Origin of the sequence: Kosakonia sp. WA-90 (assembly GCF_039871955.1) — a bacterium.
Taxonomy (GTDB): Bacteria; Pseudomonadota; Gammaproteobacteria; order Enterobacterales; family Enterobacteriaceae; genus Kosakonia; species Kosakonia oryzendophytica.
This window is the reverse complement of sequence record NZ_JBDPLJ010000002.1, coordinates 438878-459177: the sequence shown is the minus strand read 5'-3', so window position 1 is coordinate 459177 and position 20300 is coordinate 438878. Positions and strand designations below refer to the sequence as shown.

Here is a 20300-nt window from a genome sequence, read left to right as displayed (position 1 = left end):
CGTAAACTTCGCGCAAGGCGAAATGGATTGTCCTTACCCGACTTTCGCCGGGCAGAGATAATCCTGGCCCTCATACGCGCAATTTTCCACCGACGACGCTTTTTTTCAGCATAATCTGCTGGCACGTTTCGTATGTGCGTTTACCACCACTGATGGAAATGGTGCACCGGCCCGATGCCGTGCCCCACCTCCAGCGAGTCCGCCTGCGCCAGCGCCGCTGTGAGCCAGTTTTTCGCGTCCGCCACGGTCGCGGCCCAGTCGTTATGACGTGGGCGCAGCGCCGCCAGCGCAGCAGAGAGCGTACATCCCGTACCGTGGGTATTCTTCGTTGCCACGCGTGGCGTCGTAAAGCGCTGTGCGCCATCGCGGGTGAAGAGCCAGTCCGGGCTTTCGGCATCATCCAGATGCCCGCCTTTCATCAATACCGCTTCGCAGCCTAAGGCCAGCAACGCTTCCCCCTGTGCATGCATCTCTTTTTCTGTCCGGGCATGCGGGGCATCCAGCAGCGCGGCGGCTTCCGGTAAATTGGGTGTAATAAGTGAAACCTGCGGCAGTAAATGCTGACGCAGCGCCGACACCGCCGATGGCGATAACAACGGGTCACCGCTCTTGGCGAGCATAACGGTGTCCAGCACCACATTGCGCACCCGGTAGCGTTGCAGGCGTTCCGCCACCGCTTCAACGATGTCGGTCTCCGCCAGCATGCCGATTTTGGTGGTATCAATGCGAACATCACTCAACACGGAATCGAGCTGCGCGGCGACAAAATCCGGTTCAATGCGATAGACCGACTGAACCCCGCAGGTGTTTTGCGCCACCAGCGCAGTGATCACCGAGCAGCCATAAGCCCCTAACGCGGAAAAAGTCTTCAGGTCAGCCTGGATCCCGGCACCACCGCTGGGGTCGGTACCGGCGATGGTTAAAGCGTTGATCCGTTTCATTGCAGCCCCTCCCCGTTCAGCGCATACAGCGCATCGAGAAATTCAGCCACAAAACTACCCGGTCCTGTGCTCTTCGTTACGGCCAGACTGCCCGCTCGCGCCATAAAAGCACAAGCTGTCGCCACATTGACCAGCCGATTGCCTTCCAGTGCACAACTGGCGGCCACCACCGCCGACAAGGCACAACCGGTGCCGACAACGCGCGTCATCAGCGCATCACCGCCGGTGACCATCAGGGTGCGCTCACCGTCCGTGATGTAATCCACCTCCCCGGTCACGGCCACTATCGCACCGGTTTGCCGTGCAAGCGTTTGTGCCGCGGGCAGCGCCGTGCTGGCGGTATCGGTCGTGTCCACGCCGCGCCCACCTGCACTCATTCCGGCCAGTGCAAGGATCTCCGAGGCATTACCGCGAATGGCGGCGGGTTGCAAAGTGAGAAGCTGTTGGCAGAACTGTGTGCGGAATGTCAGCGCGCCAACAGCAACGGGGTCCAGTGTCCAGGGCGTGTCCGCCGCTCGCGCGCTGTCAATCGCCGCACGCATCGCATCGGCGCGTTCACGGGTTAACGTCCCGACGTTAATCAATAACGCATCGGCAATGGCGCTGAATTGCTGCGCTTCTTCGGGTTCAATCACCATCGCAGGCGACGCGCCCAGCGCTAACAATACGTTGGCAGTGAAGGTTTGCACAACGTCATTGGTCATGCAGTGTACAAGCGGAGAACGGCGGCGGAATTGCTGTAACGCGTGCGCGGTTTGCGCACGATCAAGCAGGTCAGGTTGCATAAATTCGCTCCTGCCCGGCGTGAAGAAGGGATGCCGGGCAGGCATCTGACTTCCCTACGCTGGCATTATCCAGATCAGGTGGTACGGGTATTTCTCAGCCTTCACAAAGAAGGGCACCCCGAGTCAAAGGGACAGTGCGTCCCGGTCAGCAGATTAAGGGAATGGACAGGTGAACACAAGCGGGTTAAATAACCTGCCGCGGGTGAAGCGGCAGCGAAGAGGCCCCGCCAGCGACAACGATACGTGCATCGCCCGCGGCAGGTTGCAGCAGAGAAATCAGTGACGTGGGTCAGGCCAGCAGCGCATCTCCCGGTGCCCTATCCTCATTAGCAGATCGAACACGCTAAGACCGACACCCTGATTTTCTCTTTTGCCGTATAAGTGCTGCTCCGTTTTACGGGTTTTTCATCACTAAGGGGTTGTCTACCCTTATTGGTATCAACAGAAACCCTGTGTTAACGGAGTATGTATGAAAGCTATCGCCATTACCCACGCTGCCCGGCACGGCAGCAACCTGGATTTCCTCACCGACATCGACCTGCCACAACCTGAGGCCCACGGCCACGACCTGCTGATTGAAGTCAAGGCCGTGTCTGTTAACCCGGTAGATACCAAAGTTCGCGCCGGTTTCAACGCCGATACGCCACGTGTACTGGGCTGGGACGCCGTGGGCGTCGTGAAAGCGGTGGGCGAAGCCGTGACCCTTTTTCAGCCAGGAGATGAAGTCTGGTACGCCGGGGCGCTGACCCGTCCGGGCAGTAATAGCGAATATCAATTAGTGGATGAACGTATTGCAGCGCTGAAACCGAAAACACTGGATAACGCATCCGCCGCCGCCCTGCCCTTAACGGCCATTACGGCCTGGGAATTGCTGTTCGATCGTCTGGGCGTGCAGGAAAAGGGTAACGAAGGCGACGTGCTGTTGATTGTTGGCGCGGCAGGCGGTGTCGGATCTATCCTCACACAACTGGCACGTAAGCTGACACGTCTGACGGTGATTGGCACCGCGTCGCGACCTGCCAGCCAGCAGTGGGTGAAGGAGCGCGGCACGCATTATGTGATTGACCATAGCAAGCCACTGACGGAAGAGCTGGCGCGTATTGGCATCAAACAGGTTAGCCATGTCGCCAGCCTGACAAACACCGAGGATCACTACCAGCAATTGATCAATGCGCTACAACCCCAAGGCAAGCTGGCGCTGATTGACGACCCGCAAAGCCTTGACGCGCTGCCGCTGAAAGTTAAAAGCATTTCACTGCACTGGGAGTTTATGTTTACCCGCTCCATGTTCACCACAGCGGACATCATTGCCCAGCATCAGTTGCTAACCCGCGTGGCAACATTGATTGATGAGGGCGTGTTAAAAACCACCCTTGGCGAACACTTTGGCGCGATTAACGCCGCAAACCTGCGTAAAGCTCATGCGCTGCTCGAAAGCCAGCGCGCGGTAGGTAAAATCGTGCTGGAAGGCTTTGACAACTGATCTCTTGCCAGGATTATTCTCAAACGTTACAAGCGGATAGCCAAAACCGGTGTCCGCTTTTCCTGCTTTCTCCTGGGTTTGCTTACACTTTTTACCAAAGCGTTATTTTTTCGTTGTTGCTCAGCCGTAAGTTAACAGCAATGATGACCTGCGAATTTATGCAACTACGTGAAATGGATAAGAACAACCTGGAGAGAGTATGCGTAAAACAAAAATGATGCTTCTGGGCGCACTGTTGGCAACCGCCAGTTCCGCGTTTGCCGCACCGCAAACCGCCGCTGCTACAGGGCCGCAATCGTACGAGATTAACGAATTCGTCGCTGACTTCACGAAATTCCACATTGGCGATGTGGTACCGGAAATGTACCGCAGCCAGGAGTACAACATCAAACAGTGGCAGTTGCGTAACCTGCCCGCACCCGATGCCGGCAGCCACTGGACCTATATGGGCGGTAACTATGTGCTCATTACCGACGCTGACGGTAAAATTCTCAAAGCCTATAATGGCGACATCTTCTACCACCGCTAAGTAAGGAACACCTGTGATTATCCGCCGCTGGCAGGAAAGCGATCGGCCATTTTTACGCACCCTCTATTTGCGCGCCCGAAAAAGCAGTTGGACGTGGCTCGACAGCAGTGCGTGGCAGCTGGAAGATTTCGACGCTGTCACCCTCGGTGAAGCCATCTGGGTAGCGGAAGAGGATGGGCACCGGATGGGGTTCGCCTCAGTCTATGAGAACGATAATTTCCTGCACAACCTTTTTGTGGATCCGGACTTTCAGGGGAGAGGCGTGGGTAGCGCATTGCTCAAGCATGCGCAGTCAACGTTTACCCACACCGGGGCGCTGAAGTGTTTGTCGCTTAACGAAGGGGCGCTGAAATTCTATCAGCGCCACGGCTGGCATGTCGAAGCACAGGGCGTCTCGCCGCAAGGGGACTATTTGTTGATGCACTATGTGCTGAAACCGTGATCGTCGGCGGCCAGATTTACCCCCTGACGCCAATCTGTTTCTCCAGGCCTGATGCGCTCAACGCCATCAGGCCTCTATTTTTACACGGCGCGGAAAGCAATATCGCCTGGGATCACTTCACCCTGCCAGTAAAGCTGCGCGGCAACGCGCCCGGCAAGCTGGCGGTACAGCGCGGTAAACTCGCTGTCCGGGCGACTGACCACGGTGGGCGTGCCTTTATCGAGATCTTCACGTAACGTGATGTGCAGCGGCAACTGACCTAACAGCTGCGTATGGTATTGCTGCGCCAGTTTCTCTGCGCCGCCGGTGCCAAAAATCGGCTCATGGTGACCGCAATGGCTGCAAATATGCACGCTCATGTTTTCCACGATGCCCAGCACTGGCACCTCAACTTTCTCAAACATGACGATGCCTTTTTTGGCATCAATCAGCGCGATATCCTGCGGCGTGGTCACCACCAGCGCGCCCGTCACCGGGATGTTTTGCGCCAGCGTCAGTTGGATGTCACCGGTGCCTGGCGGCATATCCAGCACCAGATAATCCAGATCCGGCCACATCGACTCCTGCAACAGTTGCAGCAGCGCCTTGCTGGCCATCGGGCCACGCCAGACCATGGCGTTATCGTCGGTCACCAGATAACCGATAGAGTTGGTTGCCAACCCGTGCGCCATGATCGGCGCCATATGCGTACCGTCTGGCGAAGTGGGGCGCTGATCTTCCGCTCCCAGCATTACCGGAATAGATGGCCCGTAAATATCGGCATCGAGAATACCGACTTTCGCCCCTTCCGCCGACAGCGCCAGCGCCAGGTTAACCGCCGTCGACGACTTCCCTACCCCGCCTTTGCCAGAGCTGACGGCAATGATGTTCTTCACACCGTTAACGCCCGGCTGATTTTTCACGCGTTTTAACGTGGCGATGTTGTAAGAGAGTTTCCAGTCAATGGCTTGCGCACCTGTTATGCGCAGCAGCTCCGCGCTACATTGCGTCTGCAATTCGCCAAATGCACTGCGCCAGACAAACGGCATAACCAGTTCGATATGCAGGGTCTCGTCCAGCCAGGCGACATGGTGCAGCGCTTTCAGCGCGGTGAGATTGTGCTTCAGGGTTGGGTGCTGAAAATTTGCCAGCGTCCCGGCGACCATCGCACGTAAGGCTTCCGGGGATTTGGCCTGGGATTGCGAACTCATCCCGACTCCTTTGTAGTTGTTCTGAAAACGACATTGTAGCCACTCAGTTTACCCTGGGGGTAATAATTATCCATTTATGGATTAATGCCCTTATCGCTTGGCGCGATTGTTCCCCTTTTGGTACTATCGATACCCCTTTTTCTCAAGAAGATGTAATGCCCACTATGACTCAAGTCGCGAAGAAAATTCTGGTAACGTGCGCTTTGCCGTACGCCAACGGCTCCATCCACCTCGGCCATATGCTGGAGCACATCCAGGCTGATGTCTGGGTCCGTTACCAGCGAATGCGCGGCCATCAGGTCAATTTCATCTGCGCCGACGATGCGCACGGTACGCCGATCATGCTGAAAGCACAGCAGCTTGGCATCACGCCGGAGCAGATGATTGCCGAAATGAGTCAGGAGCATCAGACCGATTTCGCTGGCTTCAATATCAGCTACGACAACTATCACTCCACGCACAGCGACGAGAACCGCGAGCTGTCGGAGCTGATTTACACGCGCCTGAAAGAGAACGGCTTTATTAAAAACCGCACCATCTCTCAGCTTTACGATCCGGAAAAAGGCATGTTCCTGCCGGACCGTTTTGTAAAAGGTACCTGCCCGAAATGTAAATCACCGGATCAGTACGGCGATAACTGCGAAGTGTGTGGCGCGACCTACAGCCCGACCGAGCTTATCGAACCGAAATCCGTGGTTTCCGGCGCGACCCCGGTGATGCGTGACTCTGAACACTTCTTCTTTGATCTGCCCTCTTTCAGCGAAATGCTGCAAGCATGGACCCGTAGCGGCGCGCTGCAGGAGCAAGTGGCTAACAAAATGCAGGAGTGGTTCGAATCTGGCCTGCAACAGTGGGATATCTCCCGCGATGCGCCCTACTTCGGTTTCGAAATCCCGAATGCGCCGGGCAAATATTTCTACGTCTGGCTGGACGCGCCGATCGGCTACATGGGGTCGTTCAAAAACCTGTGTGACAAACGCAGCGATCTGAACTTTGATGACTGGTGGAAGAAAGAGTCCGACGCCGAGCTGTATCACTTTATCGGTAAAGACATCGTTTATTTCCACAGCTTGTTCTGGCCTGCGATGCTGGAAGGCAGTGGTTTCCGTAAACCGACCAACCTGTTCGTCCACGGTTATGTGACGGTGAATGGCGCGAAGATGTCCAAATCCCGCGGCACCTTTATCAAAGCCAGCACCTGGCTGAACCACTTCGATGCCGACAGCCTTCGCTACTACTACGCCGCGAAACTCTCTTCGCGCATTGATGATATTGACCTGAACCTGGAAGATTTTATCCAGCGCGTGAATGCCGATATCGTCAACAAAGTGGTGAACCTCGCCTCCCGTAACGCTGGCTTTATCGCCAAGCGTTTTGACGGCGTGCTGGCGGCAGAACTGGCGGATCCACAGTTGTACAAAACCTTTACCGATGCCGCAGCCACCATTGGCGAAGCATGGGAAAGCCGCGAGTTTGGTAAAGCAGTGCGTGAAATTATGGCGCTGGCGGATGTGGCAAACCGTTATGTCGATGAGCAGGCTCCGTGGGTGGTGGCAAAACAGGAAGGTCGCGATGCCGACCTACAGGCGATCTGCTCAATGGGCATCAACCTGTTCCGCGTGTTGCTGACTTATCTGAAGCCAGTACTGCCGTCGCTGGCGGAGCGTGCAGAAGCGTTCCTGAACACCACGCTTGCATGGGATGCTATTGACCAGCCGTTGCTGAGTCACAAAGTCAACGCCTTCAAAGCGCTGTATAACCGCATTGAGATGAAACAGGTGGAAGCACTGGTGGAAGCGTCCAAAGAAGAAGTGAAAGCGGCCGCCGCACCGGCGACTGGCGAACTGGCGGACAACCCGATTCAGGAGACCATCAGTTTTGATGATTTCGCCAAAGTCGATCTGCGCGTGGCGCTGATTGAGAACGCCGAATTCGTTGAAGGTTCCGATAAGCTGTTGCGCCTGACGCTGGATCTGGACGGTGAAAAACGCAACGTCTTCTCCGGTATTCGCTCTGCGTACCCGGATCCGTCGGCGCTGATTGGTCGCCTGACAGTGATGGTCGCCAACCTCGCACCGCGTAAAATGCGCTTCGGCATCTCTGAAGGGATGGTGATGGCGGCAGGCCCTGGCGGGAAAGATATCTTCCTGTTAAGCCCTGACAGCGGCGCAAAAGCAGGCCAGCAGGTCAAATAAATCAAAAAGGCGCTGATATCAGCGCCTTTTTTCTATACTGAACAGACTCAACGAGACACAGGGGAATATCGTGAAATTCAGTCAACTTATTGCCGCACTCTTTTCTGTCGCGTTACTGCTCGGCCTGAGCGGCTGCGAGGAAAAAGAGCAGAGTAAATCCTTTCAGTGGTCCGGGCAGGGTACAGAAATGACGCTGACCTATTACTATAAAGATGACAAAGTGCTGCGCCAGACGGCAAACAATAAATTTGACTACGCCGCCGTCGGTGTGAAAAGCAAAGAAGAGGCAAAAAGCATCCTCGGTCCTGTCAGCCAGAAATACCAGAACATAAAAGGCATCACGGAAAAGGTGGATTATCAGGACACCTACGCGCTGGAAACACTGAATGTGGATTACAGCACGGTGAATTTTGCCGATTTGAGCGCCCTGCAGGGTGCGGAATTCACCGGCGAGGTGAAAGACGGCATCAGCATGAAAAAATCAGAAGCGTTGTTGAAAGCGCGCGGCTTTAAAGAAGTGAAATAAGCGGCATTGCCCGAAAGCGTCAACGCTTATCGGGGCTGCAACGGGCTCCTGCACAGGCCGGATAAGGCACAGCCGCTATCCGGCCTGTTTGCGTTATTTCTGTGGTTTTTGCCCTTTCACCGCTAAGCCGCGCAGGAAGTAACGCAAAAACTGGTCGCCGCATTCACGGAAATTCTTATGCTCCGGCGAACGCATCATGGCGGTGATTTCTGGCATCGAAACGCGGAATTGCTGGGCGGTGAGGATCGCCAGAATATCGTCCGTCTTTAACGAAAAGGCGATGCGCAGCTTCTTCAGCACAATATTGTTATTCAGCTTACGCTCGGCAACCAGTGGCGGCGCACTCTCATCCTTGCCGCGTTTTTCGTAGATCAGGCCGTTCAGAAAAGCGGACAACACAATATCCGGACACGGCTGATAACCGGCCTCATCCTCTTTGCGCAGCCAGGGGGCTAACTGTTCGACGGTGACGGGCGTGTCCGCCAGCGCCAGGATCCGCACCAGTGCAGCATTGTCCACTTGCAGGGTGTAACGCAGGCTGCGCAGGATATCGTTATTAAGCATCTTGTTTCCCGGAAATGATGAACCAGCGCGCAGTTTAGGCATCGTGCAGGAATTTACAACCCCAGCGCCTCTTTTAAATTTTTCAGATAGCGGCGACTTACCGGCACCGTCAGGCCATCGCGCAGCAATAACTCCGCCTGCCCGTTATCTTCAAGACGAATTTCTTTCAGGTGCGCCAGATTCACCAGATACTGACGATGACAGCGGATCAGCGGCGTACGGCTCTCCAGCGTTCGCAAGGTCAGCTCGGTAAACCCCTCTTTGCCTTCATGACTGGTCACATACACCCCGCTCATCCGGCTACTGACAAACGCCACCTCTTCCATCTGCAACAGCCAGATTCGGCTATGCCCGGTGCAGGGAATAAACTTCAGCGCGTCCTGATTTTCCGGCAATACGGAAACATCCTGCTCATTACGCTCCTGGCGCAGACGGGTGAGCGTTTTCTCCAGCCGGCGTGCTTCAATGGGTTTAAGCAGATAATCAAACGCGTGCTCTTCAAAGGCCTGCACTGCGTATTCATCAAAGGCGGTCAGAAACACCACATAAGGCCGGTTTTCCGGATCCAGCATACCGACCATTTCCAGCCCACTGATGCGCGGCATTTGAATATCCAGAAACAGGACATCCGGGCGCAGCTTGTGCACCGCGCCAATGGCTTCAACCGCATTGCTGCACTCACCCACAATCTCAATATCGCTCTCTTCCTGAAGCAGAATACGCAGGTTTTCCCGGGCCAGCGGTTCATCATCAACAATCAGCACTTTTAACATGCGTGTTCCTCCAGCGGGAGTCGTAAGGTAATGCGGGTAAAGATGTCCGGCTCACAGGCGATAGTTATCCCGCACTCGTTACCGTAACGGGCGCGTAAGCGCTTATCCACCAGGCTCATACCCAACCCACTGGCGTCACCTTTCGGCTGATACAACCCCGCGTTATCTTCAATCGCCAGCAGCAGATGTTGCCCGTCAAGACTGGCGTTGATGGAAATTTCGCCGACGCCAAGCAGTTGTGAGGTGCCGTGTTTAATGGCGTTTTCCACGATCGGCTGTAGGGTAAAGGCGGGCAGATGCAGATGTGCAAGCGTTTCGGGCACATGTAACTGCACCTGTAAACGCGACTGAAAACGCGCTTTTTCAATTTGCAGATACGCATTCACGTGCTCGATTTCGTCCGCCAGCGTGACAATCTCCGATGGCCGTTTCAGATTTTTACGAAAGAAAGTCGACAGATACTGCACCAACAACCCGGCCTGATCGCTATCCCGGCGGATCACCGCTTTCAGCGTATTCAGCGCGTTAAACAAGAAATGCGGGTTAACCTGCGCGTGCAACAGTTTGATTTCTGACTGGGTAAGCAGCGCTTTCTGACGTTCATACTGCCCGGCCAGGATCTGCGCCGACAACAACTGGGCAATCCCTTCCCCCAGGGTGCGGTTGATAGAGCTGAAGAGGCGATTCTTCGCCTCATACAATTTAATGGTACCCACCACGCGCTGGTTCTCACCGCGTAAGGGGATCACCAGCGTAGAGCCTAATTTGCAATGGGGATGCAGCGAGCAGCGGTACGGCACTTCGTTGCCGTCGGCATAAACCACCTCCCCGGTCTCAATAGCGCGTTGCGTCCACACCGAGGAGATTGGCCGCCCGGGCAGATGGTGATCGTCACCGATGCCGGTAAACGCCAACAATTTTTCGCGATCGGTGATCGCCACTGCACCGATTTCCAGCTCTTTATACAGCACCTGCGCCACTTTCATGCTGTTCACTTCATTAAAGCCCTGGCGCAAAAAACCTTCTGTTGAGGCGGCGACTTTCAACGCAGTGGCGGAAAATGCCGAGGTGTATTTTTCAAACATGGCGCGCTTATCCAACAGGATGCGCATAAACAGCGCGGCGCCCACGGTATTGGTCACCATCATCGGTGCGGCGATGCTCTGCACCAGGTGCAGCGCGCTGTCGAACGGCCGGGCTATCAACAGAATAATCAGCATCTGTATCAGCTCCGCCACGCAGGTCACCGCGCCTGCGGTAAACGGGCTAAACACCAGATCGGTGCGCCCGCGCTTGATCAGAATGCTGTGCATCAGGCCACCGAGCAGCCCTTCGACAAAGGTGGAGATCATACAGCTGAGCGCCGTCATGCCGCCCATCGAGTAGCGATGCAAACCGCCGGTTAACCCCACCAACCCACCAACCAGCGGGCCGCCAAGCAGCCCGCCCATTACTGCGCCAATTGCGCGGGTATTGGCAATAGAGTCTTCAATGTGCAGACCAAAATAGGTGCCGAGAATGCAAAAAATGGAGAAGGTGACATAGCACAACAGCTTGTGCGGCAGACGTACCGTGACCTGCATCAGCGGAATAAACAGACGCGTTTTGCTCATCAGCCAGGCGATGACTAAAAACACGCACATTTGCTGGAGCAGTAACAACACCAGATTAAACTCGTACATACCCGCCAAACCACATCAACTGAAAGCGCGTAACATACAGGGAGTCGCTTCGCGTTTCTTTGAAGCTTTCCAAAAAAATGCCAAATCGTGCTCGCTATCACAAAGTTATCTTAGGAATTGAATACATAACGCAAATTTTCACCCCCAAGCCCGTCCACGAGAAACAACAGCTACAGTTAGCATGGGGAGAGTGCAGGCAAAGGTGAAACCATGGCGCTTTACACGATCGGCGAAGTGGCAGTGTTGTGTGATATTAACCCCGTGACGCTGCGCGCCTGGCAGCGACGATACGGATTATTAAAGCCCCAGCGCACGGATGGCGGGCACCGCCTGTTTACCGATGCGGATATTGACCGCATCCGGGAAATCCAGCGCTGGATAGACAGCGGTGTGCAGGTCAGTAAAGTACGCGCGCTGCTCTACAACGAAACGGAAGAGGCACATAACGGCTGGCGCGCCCAGCAGGAAACCGTGCTGCACTATTTGCAGGAGGGCAACCTCAACAGGCTGCATGTGTGGATCAAAGAGTGCACCCGCGACTACCCCGCCCGAACGCTGAACACCTCGCTCTTCGCTCCGTTACGCCGCCGTTTGCAAAGCGCCCAACCGGCATTGCTGGGTCTGCTGGATGGCGTCCTCATCAACCATATCTCTGTTTGTCTGGCATCGGCGCGGAAAAAGAATGAGAAAGGCGCGCTGGTGATCGGCTGGAATGTGCAGGACACCACACAGCTGTGGCTGGAGGGCTGGATGGCAAGCCAGCAGGGCTGGCGGGTGGATGTGTTGCCCCATTCACTGCCGCAGGTACGCCCGGAGATGTTCGAGGGTCAGACCTTGTTAGTCTGGTGCGGCGAGACGCCGACAGCTACGCAGCAACAACAACTACGGGCATGGCGCGACGACGGCCATCCGGTCCACCTTCTCGGTATTTAATGTTTTATCAACAACCCGGCTCCCTTTATACTACGCGTCTTAACAAAAGGAGCGAAAAATGAAGCCTGGTAAAATTATCGTCATCACCCTTTTTCTGCTGATGGCGATCGGTGGAATCAGCGGCGTGATGCTGGCGGGTTATTCGTTTATTGTACGTGGCGGTGCCGGTTAAGCAGGCGCGCCAGCCGCTCAAACCCTCTGTCGACAATGATCGCCGCCAGCGCGACCAGCACCGCTCCTTGCACAACATACGCCGTATTAAACCCGCTTAAGCCAATGATGATCGGCGTACCGAGGGTGCTGGCCCCCACCGTTGAGGCAATGGTCGCGGTGCCGATATTAATGATGACCGATGTTCTTACCCCGGCGATGATCACCGGCGCCGCCAGCGGCAACTCCACCTTCAACAAACGCTGCGTGCCGCTCATTCCCATGCCCTGCGCCACGCTTTGCACACCGTCGGGAACAGCCGCAATGCCTGCCAGCGTGCCCTGCAAAATCGGCAGCACGCCATACAGCACCAAGGCAATGATCGCCGGTTCTTTGCCAAATCCCATGACCGGCACGGCAATGGCCAGCACTGCCACGGGTGGAAAGGTTTGCCCCACCGCCGCGATGGTCTCCGCCAGTGGGCGAAACTCACGCCCGGCCGGACGTGTCACCGCAACAGCCACCCCGACGCCAATCACGATGGCAATCGCGCTCGAAACGGCCACCAGCGAGAAATGTGCGGCGGTAAGTGCCAGGAAACTCTCCTGTAAATAGACCGGGCGCGGCAACTGCGGGAACAACGCGCCAAATACCCCGGCGCTTTGCGGCAACCAGAGCAGCAGCGCAACAAACAACGCCACCAACCATAACAACGGATCACGCAGGTATGTCACCGGAGGCCTCCACACGCAGCAGATCGCGAAAATGCAGTGTACCGCAGGGTTGCCCCTGCGCATCGCAGACAGGTAACACCTCGCACTGGCGGGCAACAAAGGCCGACAACGCTTCGCGCAGTGACATATCATCACGCAGCGGCTCGCCGTCTACTGGCTGCTCGTGTCGCAGATAGCCACGCACCTGGCGAAGTGACAACAGGCGAACGCCCAGTTCGCTGCGGCCAAAAAACTCACGCACAAAATCGTTACGCGGCGCGGTCAGCATGTCCAGCGGCGTCCCCTGCTGCACCACTTCGCCGCTATCCATTAACACCAGATGATCGGCCAGTTGCAGCGCCTCATCAATGTCATGCGTCACCAACACAATGGTGCGCCCAAGCAGACGGTGAATGCGCACCATCTCCTGTTGTAAGGCCGCGCGCGTCACCGGATCTAACGCACCAAACGGCTCGTCCATTAATAATACTTCCGGATCCGCCGCCAGCGCTCTGGCCACACCGACCCGCTGCTGTTGCCCGCCGGAAAGCTGATGCGGGAAACGTTCGCGCAGCGACGACTCCAGCCCCAGCAGTGCCATCAACTCATCCACACGGGCATTGCTTTTGCTCCGCGACCACTTTTGCAAATGCAGCACGGTGGCAATGTTTTGCGCTACGGTCCAGTGCGGAAACAGGCCAATCGATTGAATGGCGTACCCCATACGGCGGCGAAGCGCAAGAACCGGCTGTTGGCGGATATCCTCCCCGGCAAACAGAATGGTTCCTTCGTCGTGCTCCACCAGCCGGTTAATCATCTTCAGCGTGGTGGACTTGCCGGAACCCGAGGTGCCAATCAGCACGGAAAACGCACCGGTTTTAAAGTGTAAATTAAGGTTGTTCACCGCCCGCTGCCCGGAGAAAATTTTACTGACGTTGTTAAACTCAATCATGGCTGTTTCACCTTCAGCAGCGCTAACCCTAATCCGAACAACGCATCCACGACAACCGCCAGCGCAATCACCGGAATAACCCCCAATAGCACCAGATCCAGCGCACTGCTTAGCAGCCCCTGGAAAACCAGCGCGCCAAACCCACCTGCACCAATCAATGCGGCGATCACTGCCATTCCCACGGTCTGCACCGAGACCACACGCATACTACGCAGCAACAAGGGCAACGCCAGCGGCACACGCACATGCCAGAAGCGCTGGCGGGCGCTCATGCCCATCGCACTGGCGCTTTCCAGCACCTCCTGCGGCACCTGGTTCAGCCCCGCCACTACACCGCGCACCATCGGCAACAATGCATAGAGAATAAGTGCAATCAGCGCAGGGGTCAGGCCCGTTCCGGCAATACCGAAACGCGACAACCACGGGAAATGCAGTACCAGCCCGGCGAGCGGCGCAATCAACAGACCAAACAGCGCGACCGAGGGAACCGTCTGGATCACATTGAGGATGGCGAACACCGGCCCCTGGCGCAGCGGATGGCGGTAGCACCACAAACCGATGGCAAAGCCGATCGCCAGCGCAGGCAACAGCGTACCCAGCAACAACGTCAGGTGTTGTGCCAGTGCATCGTTGAACACATCCTGGCGGTTTGCGTATTCGCGCAGCAGTGAGAGATTATCCAGCTCGCCGCTGAGCAGCAGAAAAAGCGGTAGCGCCCAAATCTGGGCGTGCAGCAGCCAGCGCCAGACCGGATGCGCGGCAAAACGTCGAATGGCGTCGCTACAGATCAGCAACGCCAGCGCCAGCCACAGCCACCACCCGCTGCCGGGCGAGGTACGGGCCAGCGCACTGCCGCTTTGCGCAAGATCCGTCGCCGCACGGCCTGCGCTCCAGACCAGCAGCCAGACCAACGCTTCCGCCAGCAGCAACGTCGCCAGCTGCGCGCCACGCCCCGGCACAAAACTGAGTACCAGCAGCAGACACGGCAGCAGCAACCACAGCGCCGAAAAAAGCTGCCACAGCGCCCGACTCTCACCGGAGACCAGACGGTTGGGCGCATAGTTAATAAATGGCAACCCTGTCGCCGCCAGCGCCAGTATCACCAACAGCAACAGCACGCGGTTATGGCAGCGTAATGATCCCTCCATCACGCGGCTTATTTCACCAGGCCTTTTTCTTTCAGATAATCCGCTGCCACTTTCTTCGCATCCAGCCCTTCAACGGCAATGCTGGCGTTCAGTTTTTGCAGGGTTTTCTCATCCAGGCTGGCAAAAACAGGCTTCAACCACGCATCCAGTTGCGGATAAGCTTTCAGTACGGCTTCGCGCACGACCGGGGTGGGCGCATAGATGGGCTGCACGCCTTTCGGGTCGCTCAGCGTTTGCAGCCCCAGCGCAGCAACCGGGCCGTCGGTGCCGTAAGCCATTGCCGCATTCACCCCGGATGTTTGCTGCGCTGCCGCTTTAATCGTCACCGCCGTATCGCCGCCCGCCAGCGACAACAATTGATCCTGCTTGAGGGTGAAGTTGTAGGCTTTTTCAAACGCCGGCAGCGCATCGGTACGTTCAATAAATTCCGCCGATGCCGCCAGTTTGAATACGCCGCCCGCTTTCAGATAGCGGCTGAGATCCTCAAGAGACTTAAGTTGATTTTTCTGCGCCACATCCTGGCGCACCGCAATGGTCCAGGTGTTATTGGCAGGCGCTGGCGTCAGCCATACCAGCTTGTTCTGCTCAGCATCGAGCTTTTTCACTTTCTCGTAGCCCTGCTGCGCATTTTTCCAGGCGGCATCATTCTCATCTTTAAAGAAAAACGCGCCATTACCGGTGTACTCCGGGTAGATATCCAGCTCACCCGAGGTGATCGCCCCGCGGACTACGGGTGTAGTACCAAGCTGGACTTTATTGACTGTTTTTACGCCATGACTTTCCAGTACCTGCAAAATAATATTGCCCAGCAGCGCGCCTTCGGTATCGATTTTAGAACCGACTTTAATGGGTTCCGCCGCCTGCAAAGGTAAGCTCACACTGGCTATCAGCGCCAGTGAGCAGGCAATCTTCTTCGTGATTGTCATTGTCTTTTCCTCAGTTTTACTGCCTTTTTCAGCAGGTTGAGAAAAAAGCGTAGCTGAAAAATGGCGGCTTTGTCGCGTTAACCATTTAAACGATAAAGGAATAAGGTATAGCGAAGAAAATCGGGCCGGTTTCCCGGCCCGAAAAGGATTAGCGGAGTTCGAATTCGCCCTGTTTAACGCGGGCGGAGTCAACGCCGATAAAGACATTGAATTTGCCAGGTTCCGCGTCATATTTCATGTGCTGATTCCAGAACTTCAGCGCATCAACATCAATCGGGAAGCTGACGGTTTTGGTTTCACCCGGCTTCAGGTTCACCTTGTCAAAACCACGCAGTTGTTTCACCGGGCGGCTCATGGAGGCCGTCACATCCTGCACATACATCTGCAGCACGGTTTGACCTTCACGCTTACCGGTGTTCGTCACCTGCACACTGGCCGTTACTTTGCCTGTGCGTGTCAGGATCGGTGCGGACATTTTCACATCGGAAACGCTAAACGTGGTGTAACTCAGACCATAACCAAACGGATACAGTGGGCCGTTGGCTTCGTCGAAGTAACGGGAGGTGTATTTGTTCGGCTTATCGGCATCGTACGGACGACCAGTGTTAAGGTGGCTGTAATAGACCGGGATCTGCCCGACCGAGCGCGGGAAGGACATGGGCAACTTACCGGACGGGTTGTAATCGCCAAACAGCACATCGGCAATCGCGTTACCGCCTTCCGTACCGGCAAACCAGGTTTCGAGGATTGCATCCGCTTGCTGATCTTCTTTGACCAGTGCCAGCGGGCGACCATTCATCAGCACCAGCACCAGCGGTTTACCGGTGGCTTTCAGCGCGGCGATCAAATCTTTCTGGCTCTGTGGAATGGTGATATTGGTGCGACTTGAGGCTTCATGCGCCATCCCCTGCGCTTCACCCACAACAGCCACCACGACATCCGATTTCTGCGCCGCAGCCACGGCTTCATCGATCATCGCTTTCGGCGAACGGGGGTCAACCACCACCGCCGGCTCATACAGGTTAAGGAAGTTAACGATGTCTTTGTCGTTGGTAACGTTCGCGCCTTTAGCGTAAATCACGTTGCCTTTACCAGCCAGCGCATTACGGATGCCGGTAAGCACGGTAACGGACTGATCGGCCACGCCTGCTGCAGACCAGCTTCCCATCGAGTCACGCTTGCTGTCCGCCAGCGGCCCAATCACCGCCACGGTACCGGATTTTTTCAGCGGCAGCGTGTCGAGGCGGTTTTTCAACAGCACCAGACTTTCCCGCGTCACTTCACGCGCTTCTTTGCGATGTAAACGGCTCTCGGCATTGGTGTCTTGCGGATCGCTCTCTTTCGGTCCCAGGTGGCTGTAGGGATCGTTAAACAACCCCATATCGTATTTCACATTCAGTACATGGCGAGTCGCATCATCCAGTTCCGCCATGGTCACTTTGCCGGATTTCACCAGTCCGGGCAGATACTTGCTGTAGTACTCATCGCTCATGCTCATATTGATGCCGGACTTCAGCGCCACGCGCACGGCGTCTTCCGGATCGGCAGCAGTGCCGTGTTTAATCAGCTCTTTGATTGCGCCATGGTCGGAAATGGTGATGCCCTTAAAGCCCCACTCGTCACGCAGCAGATCTTTCAGCAACCAGGCATCCGAAGAAGCAGGCGTGCCGTTGAGCGAGTTGAGCGCCACCATTACCCCACCACTCCCGGCATCCAGCGCCGCTTTATAGGGAGGCATATAGTCGTTGAACAGACGCTGTGGGCTCATGTCCACCGTGTTGTACTCTTTGCCGCCTTCCACCGCGCCATACGCCGCGAAGTGCTTCACGCTGGTCATCACCGAGTAGCGGTCTGCCGGGCTTTTGCCCTGCATCGCTTCGACCATCGTGCGCCCCATGGTTTCCGTCAGATACGTATCTTCACCGAACCCTTCGGAGACACGTCCCCAGCGCGGATCGCGGGAAACATCCACCATCGGTGCCCAGGTCATGTTCAGGCCGTCATCAGCGGCTTCATAGGCCGACACCCGGCCAACGGTTTTTACCGCCTCAAGGTTAAAACTGGAGGCCAGTCCGAGGCTAATCGGGAACACGGTACGTTGACCATGAACCACATCGTAGGCGAAAAAGAGCGGAATTTTCAGACGGCTAAGCTGCATCGCCTGATCCTGCATGGCACGGATATCCTGGCGGGTAACGGTGTTAAAAATGGCCCCCACCTGACTCACTTTGATCATGTCGCGAATCGCCTCTTTTGGGTTATCCGGACCGACACTGATCAGGCGTAGCTGGCCAATTTTTTCATCAACAGTCATTTTTTTGAGCAAGTCGGTGACAAATGCATCCCTTGCTTCCGGCGTCAGCGGATGGTTGCCGAACATCTCATCCGCCAGTGCGGGTTGCAGCGCAAGGCTCACGGCGACACCTACAGAACATAGCCATTTCATGTCGTTTTACTCTCTAGTATTTTCACCCAAAACCGCGGAGCGGGCCGCGAAAGCACGCAGTGTGACATAATCCTGGCGCATCTTGCAGAGTTGGATGCTGATTTTTATGCAAATTCATTCCCCCCTTCGCTTTCCAGGACTACTATCAATGGGTCTGAAAAGTCATGTTTAGCCACAAGGAGGGGAACATGTCACACGAAAATAATGCCTTTATACACGAACTTAAACGGCTGGTTGGCGCATCTCACCTGCTTACCGAACCGGCAAAAACCGCCCGTTACCGCAAAGGTTTCCGTTCGGGTCAGGGCGACGCACTGGCGGTGGTTTTTCCCGGCACGCTGGTAGAACTGTGGCGAGTGCTACAAGCCTGCGTTCGCGCCGATAAAATTATCCTGATGCAAGCGGCGAACACCGGTCTTACCGAAGGGTCAACCCCTAACGGCAACGACTATGACCGCGATATTGTCATTATCAGCACCCTGCGTCTGGATAAGTTACATCTGCTGGACGGCGGTCAGCAGGTGCTGGCGTACCCCGGCACTACCCTTTATTCGCTGGAAAAAGCGCTGAAACCACTGGGCCGTGAACCGCACTCGGTGATTGGTTCATCCTGTATCGGCGCGTCGGTGATCGGTGGGATCTGTAATAACTCCGGCGGTTCCCTGGTGCAGCGTGGACCGGCCTATACCGAAATGTCGCTCTTCGCGCGTATTGATGAGCAGGGCAAATTACAACTGGTGAACCATTTGGGGATTGAGTTGGGTCAGTCACCTGAAGCGATCCTCAGCAAACTCGATGACGATCGTATTACCGATGCCGATGTGCACCACGACCAGCGCCACGGACACGATCATGATTACGTCACCCGCGTGCGCGATATCGAAGCGGCTTCCCCGGCGCGTTATAACGCCGACCCCGACCGGCTGTTTGAATCCTCAGGTTGCGCAGGGAAACTGGCGGTGTTCGCCGTTCGCCTGGACACCTTCCCGGCGGAAGCCAACCAGCAGGTGTTCTATATCGGCACCAACCAGACCGCAGTACTCACGGAGATCCGCCGCCATATCCTGGCGAACTTTACTCACCTGCCCATCGCCGGGGAGTATATGCATCGGGATATCTACGACATTGCCGAACAGTACGGCAAAGACACCTTCCTGATGATCGACAAGCTCGGCACCGATAAAATGCCGTTCTTCTTCACCATGAAGGGGCGTACGGATGCGTTACTGGAAAAATCTCCGCTCTTTAAGCCGCATTTTGTCGACCGTTCACTGCAAAAGATCACTCGCTTATTCCCTTCACACCTGCCGCCGCGTATGAAAGAGTGGCGTAATAAATATGAACACCACCTGCTGTTAAAGATGTCCGGTGACGGTATTGCCGAAGCGCAAAGCTGGTTAAACGACTACTTCGCGACCGCCGAGGGGGCATTCTTTGTCTGTACGCCAGAGGAAGGCAGCAAAGCGTTTTTACACCGTTTTGCCGCTGCGGGTGCCGCGATCCGTTATCAGGCGGTGCATGCCGATGAGGTAGAGGATATTCTGCCGCTGGATATCGCCCTCCGACGTAATGATACCGAATGGTTTGAGCATCTTCCGCCCGAAATCGACAGCCAACTGGTGCATAAGCTCTACTACGGACACTTTTTGTGCCACGTTTTCCACCAGGATTACATCGTCAAAAAAGGGGTGGATGCACACGCGCTTAAAGAAAAAATGCTGGCACTGCTGCGCGAACGCGGAGCGCAATATCCTGCTGAACATAACGTCGGCCATTTGTATGAAGCCACAGAAACACTAAAACGCTTCTATCAAGATAACGACCCGACAAACAGCATGAACCCCGGCATCGGGAAAACCAGCAAGCGTAAATTCTGGCAGGAAAGCGAAGCGGCTGACACTGTACAGAAACACTGATGAAAT

At 55.8% G+C, this 20300-nt stretch carries 19 protein-coding genes and 1 riboswitch; of the genes, 8 read left to right on the top strand and 11 right to left on the bottom strand.

Annotation, left to right across the window (positions count from 1 at the left end; all coding sequences use genetic code 11):
* Positions 1 to 140 precede the first annotated feature (140 nt).
* A complete protein-coding gene (thiD, locus tag ABGA49_RS05375; protein ID WP_088238065.1) occupies positions 141 to 941 on the bottom strand; it encodes a bifunctional hydroxymethylpyrimidine kinase/phosphomethylpyrimidine kinase in 801 nt (266 codons plus the stop codon).
* Entirely contained in the window at positions 938 to 1726 is a 789-nt protein-coding gene (gene thiM / locus ABGA49_RS05370; RefSeq protein ID WP_088238066.1) for a hydroxyethylthiazole kinase, read from the bottom strand. Before thiM ends, thiD begins: the two co-directional genes overlap by 4 nt.
* A gap of 34 nt (positions 1727 to 1760) precedes the next feature.
* Positions 1761 to 1857, bottom strand: a riboswitch (TPP riboswitch).
* A gap of 338 nt (positions 1858 to 2195) precedes the next feature.
* Here thiM and ABGA49_RS05365 point away from each other — a divergent pair.
* The 3 genes from ABGA49_RS05365 (at position 2196) to ABGA49_RS05355 (ending at position 4180) form a co-directional block, all read left to right on the top strand.
* Positions 2196 to 3209, top strand: a complete 1014-nt coding sequence (locus ABGA49_RS05365) for a zinc-binding alcohol dehydrogenase family protein (protein ID WP_347665231.1) — start codon at positions 2196 to 2198, stop codon at positions 3207 to 3209.
* A 199-nt stretch (positions 3210 to 3408) separates the two neighbouring features.
* Entirely contained in the window at positions 3409 to 3738 is a 330-nt protein-coding gene (locus ABGA49_RS05360; protein ID WP_088238068.1) for an RcnB family protein, read from the top strand.
* 13 nt (positions 3739 to 3751) lie between these two features.
* Complete coding sequence (locus tag ABGA49_RS05355; RefSeq protein WP_088238069.1) at positions 3752 to 4180, top strand: GNAT family N-acetyltransferase; 429 nt, start codon at positions 3752 to 3754, stop codon at positions 4178 to 4180.
* A gap of 80 nt (positions 4181 to 4260) precedes the next feature.
* On the opposite strand, the gene apbC is transcribed toward ABGA49_RS05355, so the two are convergent.
* Complete coding sequence (gene apbC / locus ABGA49_RS05350; RefSeq protein ID WP_061494033.1) at positions 4261 to 5370, bottom strand: iron-sulfur cluster carrier protein ApbC; 1110 nt, start codon at positions 5368 to 5370, stop codon at positions 4261 to 4263.
* 164 nt (positions 5371 to 5534) lie between these two features.
* Here apbC and metG point away from each other — a divergent pair, with 164 nt between their 5' ends.
* Together metG and ABGA49_RS05340 are read left to right on the top strand one after the other, a co-directional pair.
* Entirely contained in the window at positions 5535 to 7565 is a 2031-nt protein-coding gene (metG, locus tag ABGA49_RS05345; RefSeq protein WP_088238236.1) for a methionine--tRNA ligase, read from the top strand.
* A 70-nt stretch (positions 7566 to 7635) separates the two neighbouring features.
* Complete coding sequence (locus ABGA49_RS05340; protein ID WP_061494032.1) at positions 7636 to 8091, top strand: YehR family lipoprotein; 456 nt, start codon at positions 7636 to 7638, stop codon at positions 8089 to 8091.
* 93 nt (positions 8092 to 8184) lie between these two features.
* On the opposite strand, the gene ABGA49_RS05335 is transcribed toward ABGA49_RS05340, so the two are convergent.
* Genes ABGA49_RS05335 through ABGA49_RS05325 form a run of 3 tightly spaced genes read right to left on the bottom strand, consistent with a single transcriptional unit; the run spans position 8185 to position 11110 of the window.
* Positions 8185 to 8655 carry a DUF1456 family protein gene (locus ABGA49_RS05335; RefSeq protein WP_061494031.1) on the bottom strand — a complete coding sequence of 157 codons (471 nt, stop codon included), beginning with the start codon at positions 8653 to 8655 and terminating at the stop codon, positions 8185 to 8187.
* Between the two features lie 53 nt (positions 8656 to 8708).
* Complete coding sequence (gene btsR, locus ABGA49_RS05330) at positions 8709 to 9428, bottom strand: two-component system response regulator BtsR (RefSeq protein WP_061494030.1); 720 nt, start codon at positions 9426 to 9428, stop codon at positions 8709 to 8711.
* Positions 9422 to 11110, bottom strand: coding sequence for a sensor histidine kinase (locus ABGA49_RS05325; protein ID WP_061494029.1), 1689 nt, complete (start codon positions 11108 to 11110; stop codon positions 9422 to 9424). The genes btsR and ABGA49_RS05325 overlap by 7 nt, the downstream gene beginning before the upstream one ends.
* A gap of 210 nt (positions 11111 to 11320) precedes the next feature.
* Between ABGA49_RS05325 and mlrA the strand changes: the two genes are divergently transcribed.
* Complete coding sequence (gene mlrA, locus ABGA49_RS05320; protein WP_061494028.1) at positions 11321 to 12043, top strand: HTH-type transcriptional regulator MlrA; 723 nt, start codon at positions 11321 to 11323, stop codon at positions 12041 to 12043.
* Between the two features lie 58 nt (positions 12044 to 12101).
* Entirely contained in the window at positions 12102 to 12215 is a 114-nt protein-coding gene (locus tag ABGA49_RS05315) for a protein YohO (protein WP_071889924.1), read from the top strand.
* On the opposite strand, the gene ABGA49_RS05310 is transcribed toward ABGA49_RS05315, so the two are convergent.
* The 5 genes from ABGA49_RS05310 to bglX form a co-directional block, all read right to left on the bottom strand.
* Positions 12190 to 12927, bottom strand: coding sequence for an ABC transporter permease (locus ABGA49_RS05310; RefSeq protein WP_061494027.1), 738 nt, complete (start codon positions 12925 to 12927; stop codon positions 12190 to 12192). The two genes, ABGA49_RS05315 and ABGA49_RS05310, sit on opposite strands and share 26 nt — an antisense overlap.
* Complete coding sequence (locus tag ABGA49_RS05305) at positions 12911 to 13858, bottom strand: ABC transporter ATP-binding protein (protein WP_347665230.1); 948 nt, start codon at positions 13856 to 13858, stop codon at positions 12911 to 12913. Before ABGA49_RS05305 ends, ABGA49_RS05310 begins: the two co-directional genes overlap by 17 nt.
* The gene (locus ABGA49_RS05300) at positions 13855 to 15006 is read right to left on the bottom strand and encodes an ABC transporter permease (RefSeq protein ID WP_088238071.1); all 1152 of its coding nucleotides are present in this window, start codon (positions 15004 to 15006) and stop codon (positions 13855 to 13857) included. Before ABGA49_RS05300 ends, ABGA49_RS05305 begins: the two co-directional genes overlap by 4 nt.
* A gap of 8 nt (positions 15007 to 15014) precedes the next feature.
* Entirely contained in the window at positions 15015 to 15932 is a 918-nt protein-coding gene (locus tag ABGA49_RS05295) for an ABC transporter substrate-binding protein (RefSeq protein WP_061494024.1), read from the bottom strand.
* Positions 15933 to 16080: 148 nt separating this feature from the next.
* Positions 16081 to 18378, bottom strand: coding sequence for a beta-glucosidase BglX (gene bglX, locus ABGA49_RS05290; RefSeq protein WP_347665229.1), 2298 nt, complete (start codon positions 18376 to 18378; stop codon positions 16081 to 16083).
* A gap of 188 nt (positions 18379 to 18566) precedes the next feature.
* On the opposite strand from bglX, the gene dld reads away from it, so the two are divergent.
* Positions 18567 to 20294 (top strand): D-lactate dehydrogenase, encoded by a 1728-nt coding sequence (gene dld / locus ABGA49_RS05285; RefSeq protein WP_088238072.1) that lies wholly within the window; start codon positions 18567 to 18569, stop codon positions 20292 to 20294.
* Positions 20295 to 20300 lie beyond the last annotated feature (6 nt).